The sequence below is a fragment of the Intestinimonas timonensis genome (genome assembly GCF_900626145.1).
Lineage (GTDB): Bacteria > Bacillota > Clostridia > Oscillospirales > Oscillospiraceae > Intestinimonas > Intestinimonas aquisgranensis.
In genome coordinates this window covers 14,008-30,405 of the sequence record NZ_LR130817.1, presented here as the reverse complement: position 1 = coordinate 30,405, position 16,398 = coordinate 14,008, and the positions used below count along the sequence as shown (strand labels likewise).

Below are 16,398 nucleotides of genomic sequence, written 5' to 3'. Positions count from 1 at the left end.
CCGCCGTTTTTTTCCCCGCCATTTGCGCTTTCATGCACCTTTACGCAAGTGGAGTCCATGCTCAGGTTCTCCATATCCGCGTCCGCAGACCGTGTGTGGAATACCGCTTCCAGAGTGCCCTCATTCCGCCATTTGGCGAATCTTGCGTATATAGACTGCCAAGGACCATAGGTCTCCGGCAGCTCACGCCACTGCGCACCGCTCCGGACGATCCAGAGCATTCCGTTGAGCATGATCCCGCTATCCTTCCGGGGACGACCCCGCTTTCCCGTTTCTTCCGGTGGCAGCAGCGGCTTGATTCGTTCCCATTGTTCTTTTGTTAATTCATATCGTTTCATGCTCATAACTTCGCATAACTTGGTTTCTTGTGCAACTTTTATTTTTCAAACAAGGCCTAATTACAAGGGAGATATTCTGGCTATTCTCGCCGCTGACACCCATATTTCATGGCGTTATAATGTTCAAAAATTAGATCATGTATGAAAGGACTTAGTATTTAAGCAGTTTTGTATTCCATGGTGAAAGACATATCTAGGGAGGTTTTTACCATGGATCGCATTTATACAGGGGTGCTTTTCAACAAGAAGAAACATGAAGAAATTGGCCAACCTCAGCAGATAGATGTTGGCCGTTTAGTTGAAATACAAACCAAGCAACTCCGCGATACTTATAGGTGCACCGATTTTCAACTACTTACAATGTTTGCTTTTTCTTCTTGACAATACTTAGCAGGTCTTATCACTGTTAAGCCAATGCATTCGGGATTTTTACTTATTCCCGCTTCATTTTTCACCAAACTTAACCGTCTGCCTGTGGTTTGGGAAATGAAAAAGTGATCGCGAGAAAGTATGGTGTGCCGCAATACGGCACGGATTCTAATATAACTGTCTACCGCATCTGCCCCGCCGCGTGGGGTCTCATATCCAATCGACATCTATGCTGTTTCGACAACCCAAAAAGCGAGGCATCTGCCAAAAGCAGATGCCTCGCTTTTTGAGCTTATCCACTACTCCCCCAAACGGCCTGGAAGGCAGAAAAACGCCCCGCTGTCCGCGGGGCGTTTCCCTGTGTTGAGTTGAGAAAGAGAGAGGAGGTTGGAGATGATGAAGTGATGTTTTTATCTGTTATCCTGTCCACGCTTATAGGATACCACTTGCCCAGTGGGAATGGATGGACAAACTTTGAAGGATGCATGAACAATTTGTGAACCCGTAAAAAAAGCCCCCGGACGCTGTCCGGGGGCCGCTGGTATTTCCTGGTTTCAGACGGTAATGACCTCTACGCCGGCCTGATCCAACAGGCCCCGTCCCTCCTTGCTCAGGTCCTTGTCCGTGATGACAGTATGGACAGAGGAGAGCGGGAAGCTGGACGCCACGGCGTTGGCTCCCACCTTGTCGGAGGTAGCCAGCACGATCATTTTCTTAGCCGACTTGGCCATGGCCCGGGCCACCTCAGCCCGGAAGAGGTTGATGGTAGAGATGCCCTTATCCTCGCTGATGGCGTCGGCGCCGATGAAGCACTTGTCCACCGAGAACTGAGCCAGCCCCAGCTTGGTCAGGGGGCCCACATTGGCCTCGGCGTCGTGCTGGAAGGAGCCGCCCAGCAGCACCACGTCCAGCGCCGGGCACCGGCGCACAAAGTTGCACAGAAACACCGAGTTGGTAATGACGGTAACGCCCCGTTTGGAGGCCAGCTCCCTGGCCAGCAGAGAACAGGTGGACCCGGTCTCCACAATGACGGTCTCTCCATCGCTCACCATCTCCGCCGCCCGCTGGGCGATCCGAAGCTTCTGCTCATAATTGTTCCACATCCGGGTGGAGGTATCATAACCGTTGTCCACGGGGATGGCTCCGCCATGAGTCCGCTTGAGAACACCCTGGTCCTCCAGCTTCTTCAGGTCCTGCCGCACCGTTACCAGAGACACCCCAAAGCGCTGGGTGAGCTCACTGACACTGACCTTATCCTCCGTCTGGAGGAGATCAATGATCTCTAACTGCCGTTGATTGAACAATGCGAAAGCCTCCTGTACGCCGTACGAAATACCGGCTGGTTTTCTCTTAAAGAGTATCATAGCGCATTTCCCGCCAAAACGCAAGCAAAAGAAAATCGCCGCCGGGAGGTAACATCCCGGCGGCGAGGTGTTTGGGCCAAGTACGTCTCACTGGAAAGCTACTACCTGGTACATGAGGAAAAAGTGGGCCACACTGCCCAGCAGGATAAAGAGGTGAAAGATCTCGTGGCAGCCGAACCGGGGATTGTTCCGACCGGGCCATTTGACCGCGTACAGCACGCCGCCCACTGTATAGAGGGCGCCGCCCAGCACCAGCCAGAAAAGGCCCAGGGGCGGCATGTTCCGGAGCAGGGAGGGCAGCATAAAGACCGACATCCACCCCATAAAGAGGTAGACACCGGAGGTGATCCACCGCGGGGCATCGATCCATACCAGCGCCATCACGGTACCCAGCAGTGCCACCGCCCATACAATGATCAGCATAGGGATGCCGCCGTCATCAGGCAGGGTCAGCAGGCAGATGGGCGTATAGGAGCCGGCAATGAGGAAGTAAATCGAGATGTGGTCATACTTCCGCAGGGCAATCCGTCCCGCCACGCCGGTGTTCAGGCAGTGGTAAAGGGTGCTGGCGGTATAGAGGCCGATCATGCTCAGACCGTAGATGAGGAAGGCAACGGCACTCACCCAGCCGCTCCCCAGTACCGCCGTCCGCACCAGGAGCAGTACGGTACCCACCACGCCCAGCACGGCGCCCACTCCATGCGTGATCGCCGACCAAGGCCGTAGTCCGTCATAGGGATCTCTCCCCTTCTCCCGCCGGACTCTGGACCGGCGCTGCCGCTCCATACCCGTTATGGGGAGGGTCCGATATTCAATGCGCTCATCCATGCCTATCACCGCGCCCTTTACGATGCTTTCTCCGGACAGACTGGCGTTGTCCGGAGATCTGTTTTTTCTCTGTGCTTATTATAACTCGTCCCATCTTAAAATATCAATACAAAAATCATAAAATCTAATTTTTTAAATTAGATTCAGAGTTAGGCAAAATAGGCAAAGGCAAACGGCGATACCAGCAGAGCACGTCGGTCGAACCGGTTTTTCGCAGAAGAAAGACCGTAAGTCCGCCATCCAACAGCAGGATCACGGCCGCCGCTCGGAGGAGCAGGGTGGGGATCTGGTCTGCCGCCGCCGCAGCTATGGGCTGGATGAGATAGACCGACAGCAACCCCAGCAGGCTCCAGAAGGCGGAAAAGAGCGGGCATATCCTGCCCCGGAGATTTCCGGGCAGCTGAGTATAATCCCAAAAGGACACCCCCAACACCTTTTCGTAAAAGAGGCTCATCACATACTCTGCTCCGGTGGCGGCCAGGGCAGACCACACTGCCACCAGGATGGGATAGGGATACAGCTGCTGCGCCGGCGCCAGGATCAGCAGAGCACCCAGTCCATAGACCGGACATAAGGGAAGAAAATAAAAGCATTTCCTGTCCTGTTTCTCTGCCCGCACCGCCCTTGCAAAGGCAACTTCAACCAGAAATCCCAGGAAACTATAAAGAATAAAATACCAAAGCAGCCGCTCCAACGATCCATCCCTCCTGACGTCTCCATCTTAGGATGGTCGGGCATCCAAAAAACATACCAGCGTTCCTGCCCGTCTGGCACAAGGAATGGCCGGAAAGTCAGGGGAAATTTGTCACCTTGCCCCTTGTCTCTCAGCGCTGGTTGTGGTAGAATGAAAAAAATTCTAAAGGGGATTGTCAAGATATGCGGCATCTCATCGACTTTGGAGACCTCAGCCGAGCGGAGTGGGATTCTCTGTACCAGCGGTGCAGTGAAATCATGGACCACCCCGCTGATTTTTTGGACGCCTGCAAAGGCAGGGTCATGGCAAGCCTTTTTTACGAACCTTCTACCCGCACCAACTTCTCCTTTCAGACCGCCATGCTCCGGGTGGGCGGTACGGTGTTCGGCTTCGCCGATCCCCGTTCCTCTTCCGTGGCAAAGGGCGAGACGTTGAAGGATACCATTAAAATGGTTTCCGGCTACGCCGACGTAGTGGTCATGCGCAATCCCCAGGAGGGCGCCGCCAAGGCCGCCTCTCTCTACTCTGACGTGCCTGTCATCAACGCCGGCGACGGCGGCCACATGCACCCCACCCAGACCACTGCCGACCTCACCACCATTACCCGTCTCCGCGGCAAGGTGGATGGTCTCTCTGTTGGCCTGTGCGGCGACCTGAAGAATGGCCGTACCGTCCACTCCCTCATCAAGGCCATGGCCAAATTCCAGGGCATCAAGTTCTTCCTCATCGCCCCCCGTGAGCTGGCCATCCCCGAGTACATGCGCTCCTTTATGCGGGAGAACAACATGTGGTTCACCGAGGTCACCGGTCTGGAGTCGGTCATCCCCCAGCTGGATGTACTCTACATGACCCGTATCCAGCGGGAGCGCTTTGTGGACCCCCTGGAGTACGAGCGGAACAAGGGTATCTATGTCCTCACCCGCCGGAAGCTGGACCGTGCCAAGAAAGACCTGCTGGTCATGCACCCCCTCCCCCGCGTGGACGAGATCGACATCGACGTGGACGACGATCCCAGAGCGGTTTACTTTAAGCAGGCCCGCTATGGCATGTTCGCCCGGATGGCCCTTCTTACCGACCTGGCCAACCAGCCCCGGATCGATCCCGGTGCCGTGGAGATCGGTCGTGAGCCCGTGTGCCACAACCCCCGCTGCGTAACTCAGACGGAGCATTATCTCCCCCCGCTGGTGAAAAAGAACGGCGGTGTGGACTGCTGCGCTTACTGCGACGCTGCCCTGGATTGATACAAACCGTTTTCTGCCCCGGCAGAGCCGGGGCAGAAAAAATTTTTCATTAAGCGGGAAAAAGCGTTGACAATCCTCCCCCGGTGTGGTAATATATCCTGGCTGACATTCGAGGATGGACAGCGCCCGTGCGGGTGTAGTTCAATGGTAGAATCCCAGCCTTCCAAGCTGGTCGCGTGGGTTCGATTCCCATCACCCGCTCCATACGCGCCAGTAGCTCAGTTGGATAGAGCAACTGCCTTCTAAGCAGTGGGCCGGGGGTTCGAGTCCCTTCTGGCGTGCCATACGATCCAGAAGCGGTCGGGATCGGCTGCACATATTTGAACTGCTTGCGCAAACTCAAACGCGGTCTTTCATATGGTGGGTGTAGTTCAGTTGGTAGAGCATCGGATTGTGGTTCCGAGTGTCGTGGGTTCGAGTCCCATCACCCACCCCATACGACCTCAAGGCGGAAGGGCCGGAGCGTCCGCTCCGGCCCTTCGCTTTTAGGCACCGCTGTATTGGGGTGTAGCCAAGTGGTAAGGCACGGGACTTTGACTCCCGCATCCGCTGGTTCGAGTCCAGCCATCCCAGCCAGATTCTTCCGCCGCTTTGTCGGCTTTTGAAATATTGATGAGACTCAGTAGCTCAGTTGGCAGAGCAATTGCCTTTTAAGCAATGGGTCCGGGGTTCGAATCCCCGCTGGGTCACCATTGAAGAAATCCCGTAGCCGCAATGGCTACGGGATTTTTCTTTTAATTTCAATGGCTTGTGGGTTCTGGTCCTTCTAATTTTCGTCTCCGTTGGAGATGGGTCAAACGCAAAAAAGACGGTCAAATTGCACACGGATTACACATGGAAAGCGCCCCACCGTGTTGGTGGGGCGCATCTTTCCTGTTACTGCGCTGTGCCGTCTCCCTTGTCCTCCGGCACCACTTTGTTCCCTGCCGCGTCCACAGCCGTCTTGGCGGCGGCCAGGCCCTTGAGGAGGATGGGAGGCACGTCCACACCTAAGGCCACCATGTTCTCCAGGATGCTGGTCACCTCGTTGATGATGTAGATGGCCAGGACAAACCAGCCCAGGAGCTGGAGGAAAGCCAGATCCACACCGATGGTAGCACCGACATCAATAAATATGGACGCAAGGCCAAACGCGATGGCGATGATAATCCAATAGGAGACCTTCTTCACGATGCCCATGAAGCCCTTCCCGCTGTTCAGGGTATCGGTGGCCTTGGCCTTCAGGATGCCGTAGATGTAGTCGATGACGTTGAGCAGCAGGAAAAAGGCAAAGAGAGGCCAGTAGGCACCGAAGAGATACGAGCCGCCGGCCAGAATGGCGCCCCAAATCAGGTTGGCCTTATCGGCGAACGCCCCAAAGATGCTCCCGATGAAGGCCGCAAACGTATTTTCCATATCCAGCTCCTTTCAAATGCTGGCCGCCCACTTGATGAGCAGCGCCTTGACGTTGTCGGCGGAGTATTCCCCGCCCTTCCAGTAGTCGGGGGAGTCGATCAGCCCCGCACCGGCCAGCTTGTCCACGGCGGTGTCCAACTCGGACACCTCCTCCCCTGCCAGAGCGGTCTTCACCGCCGCCCGGAAGTCGTCCATGCTCCTGCCGTGCCGGGGGAACCAGTGGCCCACGTCTGCGTGGTTGGAGGCGATGCCCAGGGCGTGACCCTCACTGTGGTCCAGAACGGCGGTCATGGGGTCCAGACCGTAGGTCTCGCACAGGTGGGCCGCCAGAGCCACCGCACGTCTCCAGGCAGCCTCAAAATAGTCCTCAGTCTCCTCCGGGTCGTAAGCCAGGAAGGAGCCCTCCCGGTTCGCCAGGGCGGCCAGGGTGGCGGGTCCGCAGGAGCCGTCCACCTCCAGGCCCAGGTCGGCTTGGCAGGCGCTCAGAGCGGCGTCGCAGCCGGGACCGAAGCTGCCGTCGATGCCCTTGGGGTCGTAGCCCCGGGCGGTGAGCTCCCGCTGGAGCCGCTTCACCGCCCAGCCGGTGTCGCCCCGCTTGAGGGGCTCCCACTCCTCCGGCAGGAGCCGGCACTCCTGGGGCTCGCAGATCTCAAAGGCGATGTGGGTGCCGTTGGCCGTACCCGCCTGGCTGCCGGCGTGTCCGCCCCGGGTGGTCCAGGGCAGAGTCTGGAGGGTGACGGCGTCGTCCACGATGGCATGGACCGCCGCCTTGGCCGTGGGAGTGTCCCAGCTCTTGGCCAGGGCCTGGGCCATGACGCCGGGAGCGGCGGTGGAGTGGACCATGATCCCCTTGGGGATGATGGTCCGGCCGCTGGTGTAGCAGGGGTTCTTGGTCATCATGCGCTGGGTGATGCCGTCCATGGGCGTGTCCTCCCTTTTGTCCGTCAGATAGACACAGATAAGATTGTGGACCTTGCGGCTGGCGGTGATGATCTGGCCGTCCATGTCGCACTGACTGGAACCGCCGCCGTCCAGCATGACGGCGGAGTCCCAGCCCTTCTCCAGGAGCTCGGCCTGGAGCTCCTCCGGGGTGGCGCCGTCGGTGGAGCAGTAGAGACACAGATCTCCGCCTTTGAGGCCCATGGCCGATCTAGGCCGGCGGCCGGCCAGGTCCCTGCCATAGACGAGCCGCTCTGCCCTGCCCCCTCTCAGGAGGCAGACGCAGCAGATATAGTTCGGCTTCCCCGGGGCGGAAACGCCCACCAGGGCCATGTCTGGACCGGTGTCCCAGGCGTAGCCCCAGTAGGTGTAGGAATCGGAGGCCCAGACCCTGCCGCCGGCCTTCAGGTGGCAGACGGCCCGGTCCCCCTCAAAGAGTCCGCCGTTGAGGACGTAGTCCGCGCCAGTGGCCGCTTTGATCTCGGCCAGGGTCTTTTCGCTCTTGTTGATGTAGATCTCCACCCGCTGGATACAGAAGAGAGGAATGCCGCAGATTGCCTTTGCCATACATCCTCCCTTACGGCATGACCCAGGTGGGGACGCCGTCTACGATCTTGAGAATCTTGCCTTCGTCACCAGTTTTATACTCTGGCAGTATTTTACCGGCCTTGATAAATGCAACTTTCATGCCGATCCCATCCGGGTCTGAAACTGGATCGGGATCGGGATAAACCTGCAAATAAAGTTTGGAAACTCCTGTACCATACATAGAAAAGTATTCGAACGATATCACTCCATCTTCCAGCACTTTGTTGCAAGGTATAAATATAGAACCTGATTCTGGATTATCTGTGGATGTGAGTTCAGCAATCACATAGAACCCGGCTTGAATTGCTTTCATAACTTCTATGTACTTTGCTTGTGTGGAAACCGTAAAGTCAGGGCCCATACCAGTCAAGCTATACTTGAATATTTTAATACCTGCTCCACTCGACTCAGCCCACACAGCTTGTCCGCTCCGGGCGGTCATGACCTTGCCCTCATCACCATCACTGATCTCCGGGACGCCAACGCCGGCCGGGCCGGGTTCCCCATCCCGTCCATCTTTTCCGTCCATGCCATCGGCTCCGGGCTGTCCCTGAGGGATGGTGAACTGGAGTACGGCGGCATTGTCGGTCCCCACATTGACCACTTTTGCCTGGGTTCCGGGTTCTCCGGTGGTCACAGCGCCCACCTGGATCGTAGCCGCAGCGCCGGGAACACCGTCTTTACCATCCCGTCCATCCGCGCCGGAAGGGCCGGTCGGGCCAATCTGCCCACGGGGAAGAACAAAGTCCAGAATGGCATCGTTTTCTGTTCCTGAGTTGCTGACAGCCGCTTGGGCGCCGGGGTCTCCGGTGAGCACAGAACCTACACGGATGGACGCCGCCTTGCCTTCCGGCCCCTGGGGCCCCACAGAGACCTCCGGCAGGGGCAGCTGGGACTCCACATAATCTCCGGTCTCCAGGTCCCAGATCATCCAGTAGCCGTTGGACCCGGCATAGGGCGGGTGGGCGTTGAGCGCCCGGATGTTGGCCTCTGCCTGGGAGAACTCGGAGGGGAGCTCCGGCCAGGTAGCGTCCCCCACTAAGCTGGTGGGCACCACCACCTGGATCACGTTGGTGTGGCGCACCTCTTCTCCCCTTCCGCCCCGGAGCTGGAGGGCATACAGGCCGGCCTTGGTGAGCATTTCTGCCGTCAGGGTCACCCCCACGCCCCCCTTTCGGGGAGAGAGGGCAATGACGTTGACGCTGCCGCCGGCCTGGACCAGCAGCTCCCAGGCCCAGCCCTCGGGCAGGGTCCCCATTACCAGCAGCTCCCGGGTCAGGTTGTCGTACTGCCGGGCGATGAGATCGCCGTCAGTTTTGATGGTCCAGTCAGAAAAAAGTAGCATAGATCGATCCTCCTCAGCCGTTCTGCGCCGCCACCTTGTCCAGCAGCGCGTCCATCTCCTCGCCGGAGTATTTGCTGGTGTAGTAGGACGTGGGCGTCTCCGCCCGTGCGTCTTCCAGGGCCTTGATTCTGGCCTCCAGCTCCTCCAATGTCGCCATGACCTCACCTCCTCACACAACGATGCGCCGGCCCAGCCGGTCCAGCACCATGCGGCCCGTCCGGTCCTTCACCGGTCCGGACATGATCTTCTTTGGGACGGAATAATAGAGGATGATGCAGCCCGGCGCGCCGTCGGAGCCCCGGGAGCCCGTCCCTCCCTTGCCTGCGGTTGGCGTGATCCAGCAGCTGGCGTAGCCGGGGGTGCAGCTCCAACTGATGCCGCCGGTGCTTCCGCCGCCGCCACCGCCATGACCACCGTTTCCGCCGGTACCGTAGCCAGTGACCCCGGTTGGGGCCGTGGCGCTGCCACCCGCACCGCCGTTCATGGTCTTTCCGGTGGGAGTGGCCGGAGCGGAGCCGTTTCCGCCCTTAGCCGCGCCACCACCGCCACCACCGCCGCTGGTCTGAGTGGTTTGAGATTCCAGATCCCCACCACCCTGGGAGCCGGTCTCTTTATATCCGCCTGCGCCGCTGCCGCCTGTGTTGGGGGGTACGTCCTCGCCCTTGCCGCCGCTGTTTCCGGCGGAGCCGCCTTTACCGCCCTTGCCGCCTGCGGTGCCGTCCGCACCAGGCCGGGCGTATTGCTCCCCCGTCACCGGGTCGGTATAACCGCTATCGGAGGCACCGCCCTGGGCGGAGGACAGGGACCCAAAGGTGGTGTCCCCGCCCGGACTGCCCACACCGCCGCCCGCAGCTCCGCCGGTGCCGCCCATTCCGCAGGAAAAAGAGATGGGTGCGCCGGGGGTGACGTCGATGGTGGTCTGAAAGATCTTGCCGCCGCTGCCCTTTTGGCCGCCCGCGCCCCCCTCGCCGGGGTCTTTGGGCGGGTCGGACCAGGACCCGCCGTTAGCCGCCTCTGAGACCGATACAATCAGCCGGGTGGTCCCGCCAGCTCCGCCGTTTTCGCCGCCCTGGCCTCCGGGTCCGCCGCCGATGAGCACGGCCCGGACCGAGTCCACCCCCTCCGGGGGCATCCAGCTGCCGGCGCCGGTGAGGACCACCCGTTCCTCCAGGATCTCGGTTTGCTCCATGCTGGGCGGTGCGTAGCCCAGCACCGCCTTCTCGGCGGCGGTGGGGCTGCGGCCCAGGGAGACGGCGGTCTCGTAGACGCAGGCAAAGGTAGCGCCGCCGTAGGGGTGGGCCATGGTGACCACGTCCCCGGTGGACTCCCCGCCGTAGACAACCTCATGGTCCACGCTCTCCACCTGGAGGTAGTAGGCCGCCAGGCGCTGGGCCACGGCGGCGGAGTTGGTGAGGGAGACCAGGGTGGCCTCGGTCACCGTCACCACATTGGGGACCTCGTCCTCAGCCACCGCCACCCGGACGTCCCGGGTGGTGTGGATGTACTTGCGCCCGGTGAGGGTGCCGGAGCCGCCGGAGACCTTGGCGTAGTTGGCCCCCTGCTCCAGGATGGAAAAGCCCTGGGCGGTGAGGCTGTGGGCAGGCTCGGAGAACTGGATCACGTCTCCCTCCACCGTGGCCCCCTCAAAGAGCTTGATCTCCTCGGTGCCCGCGATGTACTGGTGCTCAAGCACAGAGACCTCGGTAACGTCGGAGGCATAGTTCACCTTGTCCCCCCAGAACACCCGGGACTCTGGAATGTTGGAGCATGCTCCGTTCCACAAGGTCTCTATCCTGAGCACGCCGTTCTGGTCTATCTTGGCTATGGCGCCCACGGCAAAGAGCACCTGGGCCAGGTTGCTCCGGCGGGGGGCGATGGGGAGCCAGCCGTAGAGCTTGATGCCGGCGAGCTTGGACTGGATGAAATAGGGGATGTTGCAAATCTCCGCCACCACCTCAGCCACCGTCTGGCCGGTGTAGATGCCGCCCATGTGGTTGGACTGGTCCAGGAGAGAGAGGGCGTCGTTGGCAGAGATCTCGTAGGTGTACATCCCCGTCCGGGCCACGCTCTCCACGTAGTAGGTGCCCCGGAGCCGGTCCCGGTGGTAGTAGAGGAGCTTGGCGTTGCGGCGGAACTCCGCCAGAGCCGCCCCTGCGCCGGGGTCGGTGAGGTAGAGCTCCACAGAAAAGGTGCCGATCTCCAGGGCGTCGCAGGTCAGGGAGAGGGCCCCGAAGGCCTCCCCGTCCACGATCTCGTCGTCGGTAAAGGTGAGGCCGGCGTATTCGATGCGGTCAAAGCTCATGTGGGCCTCCTCTGGGGCTTCTTGGCCTTGAAGGTCACCGTCAGCCCCGTCCAGCGGGTGACCCCCGCCACCTTGTCCCGTTTCTTGTCCTCCCCGGCGGAGACCATAGCCTGGTAGGTGAGGGTCTCCTGGCCGTAGGGCAGGGTGACGGTGTGGGCCTCCACCGGGGCGGAAATAGCCTCGAAGAAGGCGTCATAGTCCTCCGGGGCGGCGGGGTCTGGCTCTACGTCCATGGCGTAGTCGTAGTAGGTGCCGATGATGTCCCGGAACTCCTCGCCGCTCTTGACCATGCCGGAGCGCTCGCTCTCCTCGATGCGGAAGGACCGCCGGAGGGTGCCCAGCTTCACCCGCAGCCGGTAGGGGACGCCGTCCATGGTGATGGTCATCGGAAGCTCCCCCCTGTCAGGCGCACGCCCTGGCGGGTGGACTCACCCTCGATGTAAGGGAAGATGGCCCGGCCCAGCCGGGTGCCGTCCAGCACCAGGGTAGCGGTGGCGGTGCCCTGTCGGCTGCCGCTGCCGCCGCCCCGGGCGTCCAGCTCCTCCCCCACCGCACGCTTGATGGTGGAGTATGGAGAGACCACCTCCACCTCCCGGTTGTTGTCGCCCAGCACCGCCAGGAAGGGGTCCCCCGGCGGCACCAGGCCGCCGCTGGCCAGGCCGGGAGCGCGAAAGTTTGATGCTTCCGATTCTGCCCGTTGCTTTGCAGACAAAATGGCACCACTTACCATAGCAATGCCAGCAACAATGCCAGCGGCGGCAAGCCCCATACTGGCAGCAGAGCTGAAAGCTCCCACAGCAATAGCTGCTGTGAGTGCAGCGGCGCCCACCAAACCAATCACAGCGGCCGCTCTCTCCAGTCCGCTCATATCGTCCCATGCCTGTGTAAGTTCATAAGCGAGCCCGGCCAAAAGTGTAAATGTAAAAGCGATTGCAGCACTCTTCAAATCCACATTTCCCAGTAGGTCTACAAATTTAGGCAGTACCTTAAGCACACCGGATACTGCATCCGCCACCGGGCTGATTCCCGCTGCTAAAAAAGCAAGACTTACCACGGCCTTCTTGGTCCCGTCATCCAGATTATTAAACCATTCTAACAGCCCCTGAGCGATTTCCAGAATGGTAGTCATGAGGGGCTGGATGCTCTCGGCCAGCTCAGCCATTTGCAGTTGGAGGTCCAGGGTGGCCTGCCGGTTGTCGGCCAGGGCCTGGTTGTTCTCCAGCCAGCCGTTGTAGCTTTCCATGAGCCCGCCCTGAGCCATGGCGCTCAGGGCCAGGTTCTGCTTGCTGATCTCATCCCCGCACAGGGCCAGCTGCTCATTGAAGTTCTCCGCCCCGATGCCCAGGCGGTCCAGCAGCTCGGCGAACTGTCCGGTGGCCGAACCGGTGGCCAGGGTCTCCTGGAGGGAGTCGGCCAGGCTCTCGATATTGAGGGTGTCGGGGAACTGAATGACCGCTCCGGCCAGGCCCTCCACCGCCTGCTGGAGGCGGTTCTCGGTGAGGCCGGCCTGGAGCAGGTTGGCGGTGGCCTCGATGGCGCTGTCGGTCTCCCCGGCTATCTGGTAGAACCGCTCGAAGGCCCCCCGGGCCTCCTCCAGCCCGGCCCCGGAGGACCGGGCGGACTGGTCCAGCTTGGAGAGGTCGGAGCGCAGGTCCTCGGTGGCGGGAACGGTGGCGACGGCGGCGGCCCCCAGGGCGGCCACCCCTTTGGTGACGGGAGCAAAGACCTCGGAGATCTTTCCTGCCTTGTCCGAGGCATCCTTGGCGGCGGCCCCCAGCTCGTCCAGGCCGTCGGCGCTCTGCTTGGCGGCCTCTTCCAGGTCCTCGGCCTCCATGGCCGTGTCGGCCAGCTCCAGCTGGAGGGCGTCATACTGGCTCATGTCCAGCCGGGCAGCAAATTCCTTTCCCAGATTCCGTATGGCTTTCTGCAAATCTTCCTGATTTTTACGGGTCTCTTCTAGCTTTCGGTTAAAGTTCTCATAGGCCTGGGTGGAAATTTTGCCTTTGGAAAATTTCTCTTCCATGGAGGCAGCGTTGTTCTCCATCCCCCGGAGGGAGGCCGTCACCTGGTCCAGCTGGGCCTTCAGGGGCTCATACTTGGCGGCGTAATCCTTCCCCCGCTGGAGGGCGGCGTCGGCGCCCGCCGCCGCCTCCTGCAAAATGTTCAGCTTGTCCGCCGAGGCCTGGGCCGCCTCGGCCAGGAGCCGCTGCTTCATGGCCAACAGCTCAGTGTTGCCCGGGTCCAGCTTCAGCAGCCGCTCCACGTCCTTCAGCGTCTTCTGGGTCTGGCTCAGGGTCTTGTTGGAGCTCTCCAGGGCCTTGTCCAGCTTGGTGGTATCGCCGCCGATCTCCACAGTGATGCCCTTGATCCGCTTGCTGCTCATGTCCGCGCCTCCTTTGCGTCAGAATCGGTCGAAGTCCTCCTGAGTGGCCAGCTCACAGTAGGGCTCCTTGTCGTTGCCCGCCTCGATGATGAGGTCGGTGACCATGCCCACCGTCATGCGCTCCAGGTCGGCGTTGGTGAGTCCCAGCTGGAGGGCCCGGAGGTAAAATAGGCCGGTGGTCAGCGTCCTTTCCGTCGGCCTCGTTTTTTTTTGGGCGTGGACGTGGTCTTGAGGTTGGCCTGCCACAGCTGGGCGATGGCCGGGAAGACCTGGTAGACCGAGAAGGTGTCGAAGCCGTCCAGCCACTCCTCGGAGCTGGTTGCCGTCACCTCGTCGGGCCGGGCGTGCTTGGCCATGAGATAGCTCATGTCCTCAAAGATGCTCAGCAGCCGGGGTGGGATGGGCCCCTTGCCGCCCTGGGCGGCGTCGATGGCGGTCTGGAGCTCCAGCATGTCCTGCATGATGTCCCGGCCATACTCCATGCGGTAGAGGCGGGGGACCGCCGCCGTGGCCCGGAAGACCACGGGGCGGCCGTCAATGGTCAGCGTCCGTTCCATGTCACACCCCCGCCGCCGCAGGCTCCCACACCGTCTTATACCAGCCGTTGTACTTCTCCTCGGAGGTGCCGGAAGTGGTCTTGGCCTTCACCCGGCCATCGCTGAGAGGCGAGGCGGTGACGGTGAGGGTGTCGGTGCTGGGGGTCTTGGCGTTGTTGATGGTGGAGCTGGTGATGCTGGGGCGGCTGCACGAACAGTTGTAAAGGACGTGGCGGGTGGCTTTCACGTCGCCGCTGAACTCGAAGAGCAGGGCGAAGCGGGCGGTCTCCACGTTGGAGCGCTCCACCAGCACCTTGTCCGTCTCGTCCTCGGCCTCCTTGAGCACGTCCTTGCGGAAGGCGTCGGGGATGACGGCGATCTCCAGGTCGCCGGAGTAGCCGTCGTTGGCGGTGGTGACGTAGTAGGCCACGTCCTCGGCGTAGAACTTGGTCTCGTCACCCTGGGCCTGGAGGGAGAGATTCACCGCGCCGGGGATGTGCACCGGCGTGCCGTAGGTCACCGCCCCGTCCTCCCCGGGGGTGATGACCGCGTAGTGGACGTTTTTCAGGCCATACTTGACCTTGTTTTCGGTAGTAGTCGGCATAAGCACCTCACATTTCTAACTTGCAGGGAGATTCTTCTTTTTCGGATCACAGGCTCAGCTCCCGCTCCAGGCCCTCCAGCAGGTTGGCTTCCGCCCGCTGCTCGGCGGGGGCGATGTGGGCCTTACCCGCCACCCTTCCGCCGTTCACCGTGGCGTGCCCATCCTCCAGCAGGTGGGTGAGACCTGGGGCGGAAGCGTTGTAGACCGTCTCGGTCACATCTCCGTTGGGGGAAGCCGTTTCCTTGACTCGCCAGCCCTTGGAGTAGCGCCCGGTCCGGTAGGGGCTGGCCGCCCGGATCTCCTGGCGGCAGGTTTTGGCCACCTTCCGCACCGTGTCCCGGGTGACCTCCTTGGCCAGGTCGCCGTACTCCTCCAGGGCCGCCTGGACGGCGTCGGAGAGATCTTCCGGGGAGATGGTCACAGCCATCGGTATGTCCCCTCCTCCTCAATGGCCTGGGTCTCGCACTCCAGGACCTTGCGCTGACCGTTTTCATCTGCCGCGTCCACCACCTCCGGCCGGCTGAAGCCAGCCTCGGCCATGGCCCGGACCGCCCGGTCCAGCAACGCCACGCCGTTTTCCTCCGCCGGGAGGATGAGGTAGACCTGCACCTTGAAGCTATAGAGCAGCGGGGCATCGTCGCAGTAGAAGATGGACGTCTGGTCGGCTGAAAAGACAAAGCACCGCTCCCGGCTCTCGGTGTCTGTGTCGGGCGCTACCGGGAGACCCAGGGGCGTCAGGGCCTGGATGATGCGCTGGTTGATGGTCACTTGGCCGCCTCCTTCCGCTGGACCTTGACCTCCATCCAGGCGTGCCGGTCCCCGATGTCCCGGACGGAGATCACCTCATAGGGCCGGGGATCTCGCCCCCGGTAGATGATACAGGTGGTGGTGATCCTGGGGGTGTAGCGCAGGGTGAGGGTGGCCGGGTCGGTGACTCCGGCCTGACGGGCAGCGTAGACCTGACTGCCCCAGGCGTCCTCCCACTTGCAGGACCTGCCGCCGGGCCCGAAGACGTTCACCGGCTCCTGGGCAGGATAGCCGTCGTCGTCCCGCAGCACCTCCCCCTTTTCATCCCTGGGCAGGTCGTATACGGTGATCCGAGTGCGCAGCTCCCCGGCGTCCACATGCCTAGTCATTGGCTATCCTCCTCAGATGTGTCCAAATTGGACACGGGCTCGGTCAGCTTGAGCTGGTTGATGAGCCGCCGGAAGGAGGGGTTGTCCGCCACAATGGTGCCCGTGATGGTCACGTCCCGCCGGTCAAAGCCGTCCAGCACCATGAAGTTGACGCACAGGTCATACTGGGCCGCTCTGGGGGTGCCGGGGGCGGGCGGGGAGATCCCCGCCCCCTCCATGTACCCCACCGCCGCGTCATAGAGCCCCTCCAGGGTGAGCAGCTCCTCATCGGTGGGCTCCTCGATCCGGCAATAGGCCAGCAGCCTGGCCCGCCGCTCCTCAGTCAGGGCCATGGGC

Annotated in this window: 19 protein-coding genes and 5 tRNA genes; 7 read left to right on the top strand and 17 right to left on the bottom strand. The window is 61.2% G+C overall.

Annotation, left to right across the window (positions count from 1 at the left end):
- On the bottom strand, positions 1-344 hold a 344-nt coding region (locus E0E29_RS06135), incomplete at its 3' end, for an IS5 family transposase (RefSeq protein ID WP_130850797.1).
- A 204-nt stretch (positions 345-548) separates the two neighbouring features.
- Between E0E29_RS06135 and E0E29_RS18050 the strand changes: the two genes are divergently transcribed.
- Positions 549-719: a hypothetical protein gene (locus E0E29_RS18050; protein ID WP_165449821.1), complete on the top strand. Its 171-nt coding sequence runs from the start codon at positions 549-551 to the stop codon at positions 717-719.
- Between the two features lie 542 nt (positions 720-1,261).
- On the opposite strand, the gene E0E29_RS06130 is transcribed toward E0E29_RS18050, so the two are convergent.
- From E0E29_RS06130 to E0E29_RS06120, 3 genes are all read right to left on the bottom strand, one after another.
- Positions 1,262-2,071, bottom strand: a complete 810-nt coding sequence (locus E0E29_RS06130; RefSeq protein WP_130849130.1) for a DeoR/GlpR family DNA-binding transcription regulator — start codon at positions 2,069-2,071, stop codon at positions 1,262-1,264.
- 87 nt (positions 2,072-2,158) lie between these two features.
- The gene (gene trhA / locus E0E29_RS06125; protein ID WP_130849129.1) at positions 2,159-2,899 is read right to left on the bottom strand and encodes a PAQR family membrane homeostasis protein TrhA; all 741 of its coding nucleotides are present in this window, start codon (positions 2,897-2,899) and stop codon (positions 2,159-2,161) included.
- A 124-nt stretch (positions 2,900-3,023) separates the two neighbouring features.
- Positions 3,024-3,593 carry a putative ABC transporter permease gene (locus E0E29_RS06120; RefSeq protein ID WP_242622405.1) on the bottom strand — a complete coding sequence of 190 codons (570 nt, stop codon included), beginning with the start codon at positions 3,591-3,593 and terminating at the stop codon, positions 3,024-3,026.
- Between the two features lie 182 nt (positions 3,594-3,775).
- Here E0E29_RS06120 and pyrB point away from each other — a divergent pair, with 182 nt between their 5' ends.
- The 6 genes from pyrB to E0E29_RS06090 all read left to right on the top strand — a co-directional run bounded on the left by pyrB (position 3,776) and on the right by E0E29_RS06090 (position 5,526).
- A complete protein-coding gene (pyrB, locus tag E0E29_RS06115) occupies positions 3,776-4,834 on the top strand; it encodes an aspartate carbamoyltransferase (protein WP_130849128.1) in 1,059 nt (352 codons plus the stop codon).
- Positions 4,835-4,964: 130 nt separating this feature from the next.
- Positions 4,965-5,038, top strand: a tRNA-Gly gene (locus tag E0E29_RS06110).
- A 3-nt stretch (positions 5,039-5,041) separates the two neighbouring features.
- A tRNA-Arg gene (locus E0E29_RS06105) sits at positions 5,042-5,118 on the top strand.
- 76 nt (positions 5,119-5,194) lie between these two features.
- Positions 5,195-5,270: transfer RNA gene (locus E0E29_RS06100), tRNA-His, on the top strand.
- Positions 5,271-5,335: 65 nt separating this feature from the next.
- Positions 5,336-5,410 (top strand) — tRNA-Gln (locus E0E29_RS06095).
- Between the two features lie 40 nt (positions 5,411-5,450).
- Positions 5,451-5,526, top strand: a tRNA-Lys gene (locus E0E29_RS06090).
- 184 nt (positions 5,527-5,710) lie between these two features.
- On the opposite strand, the gene E0E29_RS06085 is transcribed toward E0E29_RS06090, so the two are convergent.
- The 13 genes from E0E29_RS06085 to E0E29_RS06025 all read right to left on the bottom strand — a co-directional run bounded on the left by E0E29_RS06085 (position 5,711) and on the right by E0E29_RS06025 (position 16,394).
- On the bottom strand, positions 5,711-6,229 hold the full coding sequence (locus tag E0E29_RS06085; protein WP_130849127.1) for a phage holin family protein: 519 nt from the start codon (positions 6,227-6,229) through the stop codon (positions 5,711-5,713).
- 12 nt (positions 6,230-6,241) lie between these two features.
- Complete coding sequence (locus tag E0E29_RS06080) at positions 6,242-7,735, bottom strand: peptidoglycan-binding protein (protein ID WP_130849126.1); 1,494 nt, start codon at positions 7,733-7,735, stop codon at positions 6,242-6,244.
- Between the two features lie 10 nt (positions 7,736-7,745).
- A complete protein-coding gene (locus tag E0E29_RS06075) occupies positions 7,746-9,101 on the bottom strand; it encodes a collagen-like domain-containing protein (RefSeq protein ID WP_130849125.1) in 1,356 nt (451 codons plus the stop codon).
- 13 nt (positions 9,102-9,114) lie between these two features.
- Positions 9,115-9,258: a hypothetical protein gene (locus E0E29_RS18045; protein ID WP_165449819.1), complete on the bottom strand. Its 144-nt coding sequence runs from the start codon at positions 9,256-9,258 to the stop codon at positions 9,115-9,117.
- A 12-nt stretch (positions 9,259-9,270) separates the two neighbouring features.
- Positions 9,271-11,403 (bottom strand): hypothetical protein, encoded by a 2,133-nt coding sequence (locus E0E29_RS06070; RefSeq protein ID WP_130849124.1) that lies wholly within the window; start codon positions 11,401-11,403, stop codon positions 9,271-9,273.
- A complete protein-coding gene (locus E0E29_RS06065) occupies positions 11,400-11,789 on the bottom strand; it encodes a hypothetical protein (protein ID WP_130849123.1) in 390 nt (129 codons plus the stop codon). The genes E0E29_RS06070 and E0E29_RS06065 overlap by 4 nt, the downstream gene beginning before the upstream one ends.
- A complete protein-coding gene (locus E0E29_RS06060) occupies positions 11,786-13,786 on the bottom strand; it encodes a coiled-coil domain-containing protein (RefSeq protein ID WP_165449818.1) in 2,001 nt (666 codons plus the stop codon). The genes E0E29_RS06065 and E0E29_RS06060 overlap by 4 nt, the downstream gene beginning before the upstream one ends.
- Positions 13,787-13,965: 179 nt before the next feature.
- Positions 13,966-14,343, bottom strand: coding sequence for a hypothetical protein (locus E0E29_RS06050; RefSeq protein WP_130849120.1), 378 nt, complete (start codon positions 14,341-14,343; stop codon positions 13,966-13,968).
- Between the two features lies 1 nt (position 14,344).
- Positions 14,345-14,926: a major tail protein gene (locus E0E29_RS06045; RefSeq protein ID WP_130849119.1), complete on the bottom strand. Its 582-nt coding sequence runs from the start codon at positions 14,924-14,926 to the stop codon at positions 14,345-14,347.
- Between the two features lie 46 nt (positions 14,927-14,972).
- Positions 14,973-15,353, bottom strand: coding sequence for an HK97 gp10 family phage protein (locus tag E0E29_RS06040; RefSeq protein WP_130849118.1), 381 nt, complete (start codon positions 15,351-15,353; stop codon positions 14,973-14,975).
- Positions 15,344-15,694, bottom strand: a complete 351-nt coding sequence (locus E0E29_RS06035; RefSeq protein ID WP_130849117.1) for a phage tail protein — start codon at positions 15,692-15,694, stop codon at positions 15,344-15,346. The genes E0E29_RS06040 and E0E29_RS06035 overlap by 10 nt, the downstream gene beginning before the upstream one ends.
- Entirely contained in the window at positions 15,691-16,062 is a 372-nt protein-coding gene (locus E0E29_RS06030; protein WP_130849116.1) for a phage head completion protein, read from the bottom strand. Before E0E29_RS06030 ends, E0E29_RS06035 begins: the two co-directional genes overlap by 4 nt.
- Positions 16,059-16,394, bottom strand: a complete 336-nt coding sequence (locus E0E29_RS06025; RefSeq protein ID WP_130849115.1) for a head-tail connector protein — start codon at positions 16,392-16,394, stop codon at positions 16,059-16,061. The genes E0E29_RS06030 and E0E29_RS06025 overlap by 4 nt, the downstream gene beginning before the upstream one ends.
- Positions 16,395-16,398: the final 4 nt, after the last annotated feature.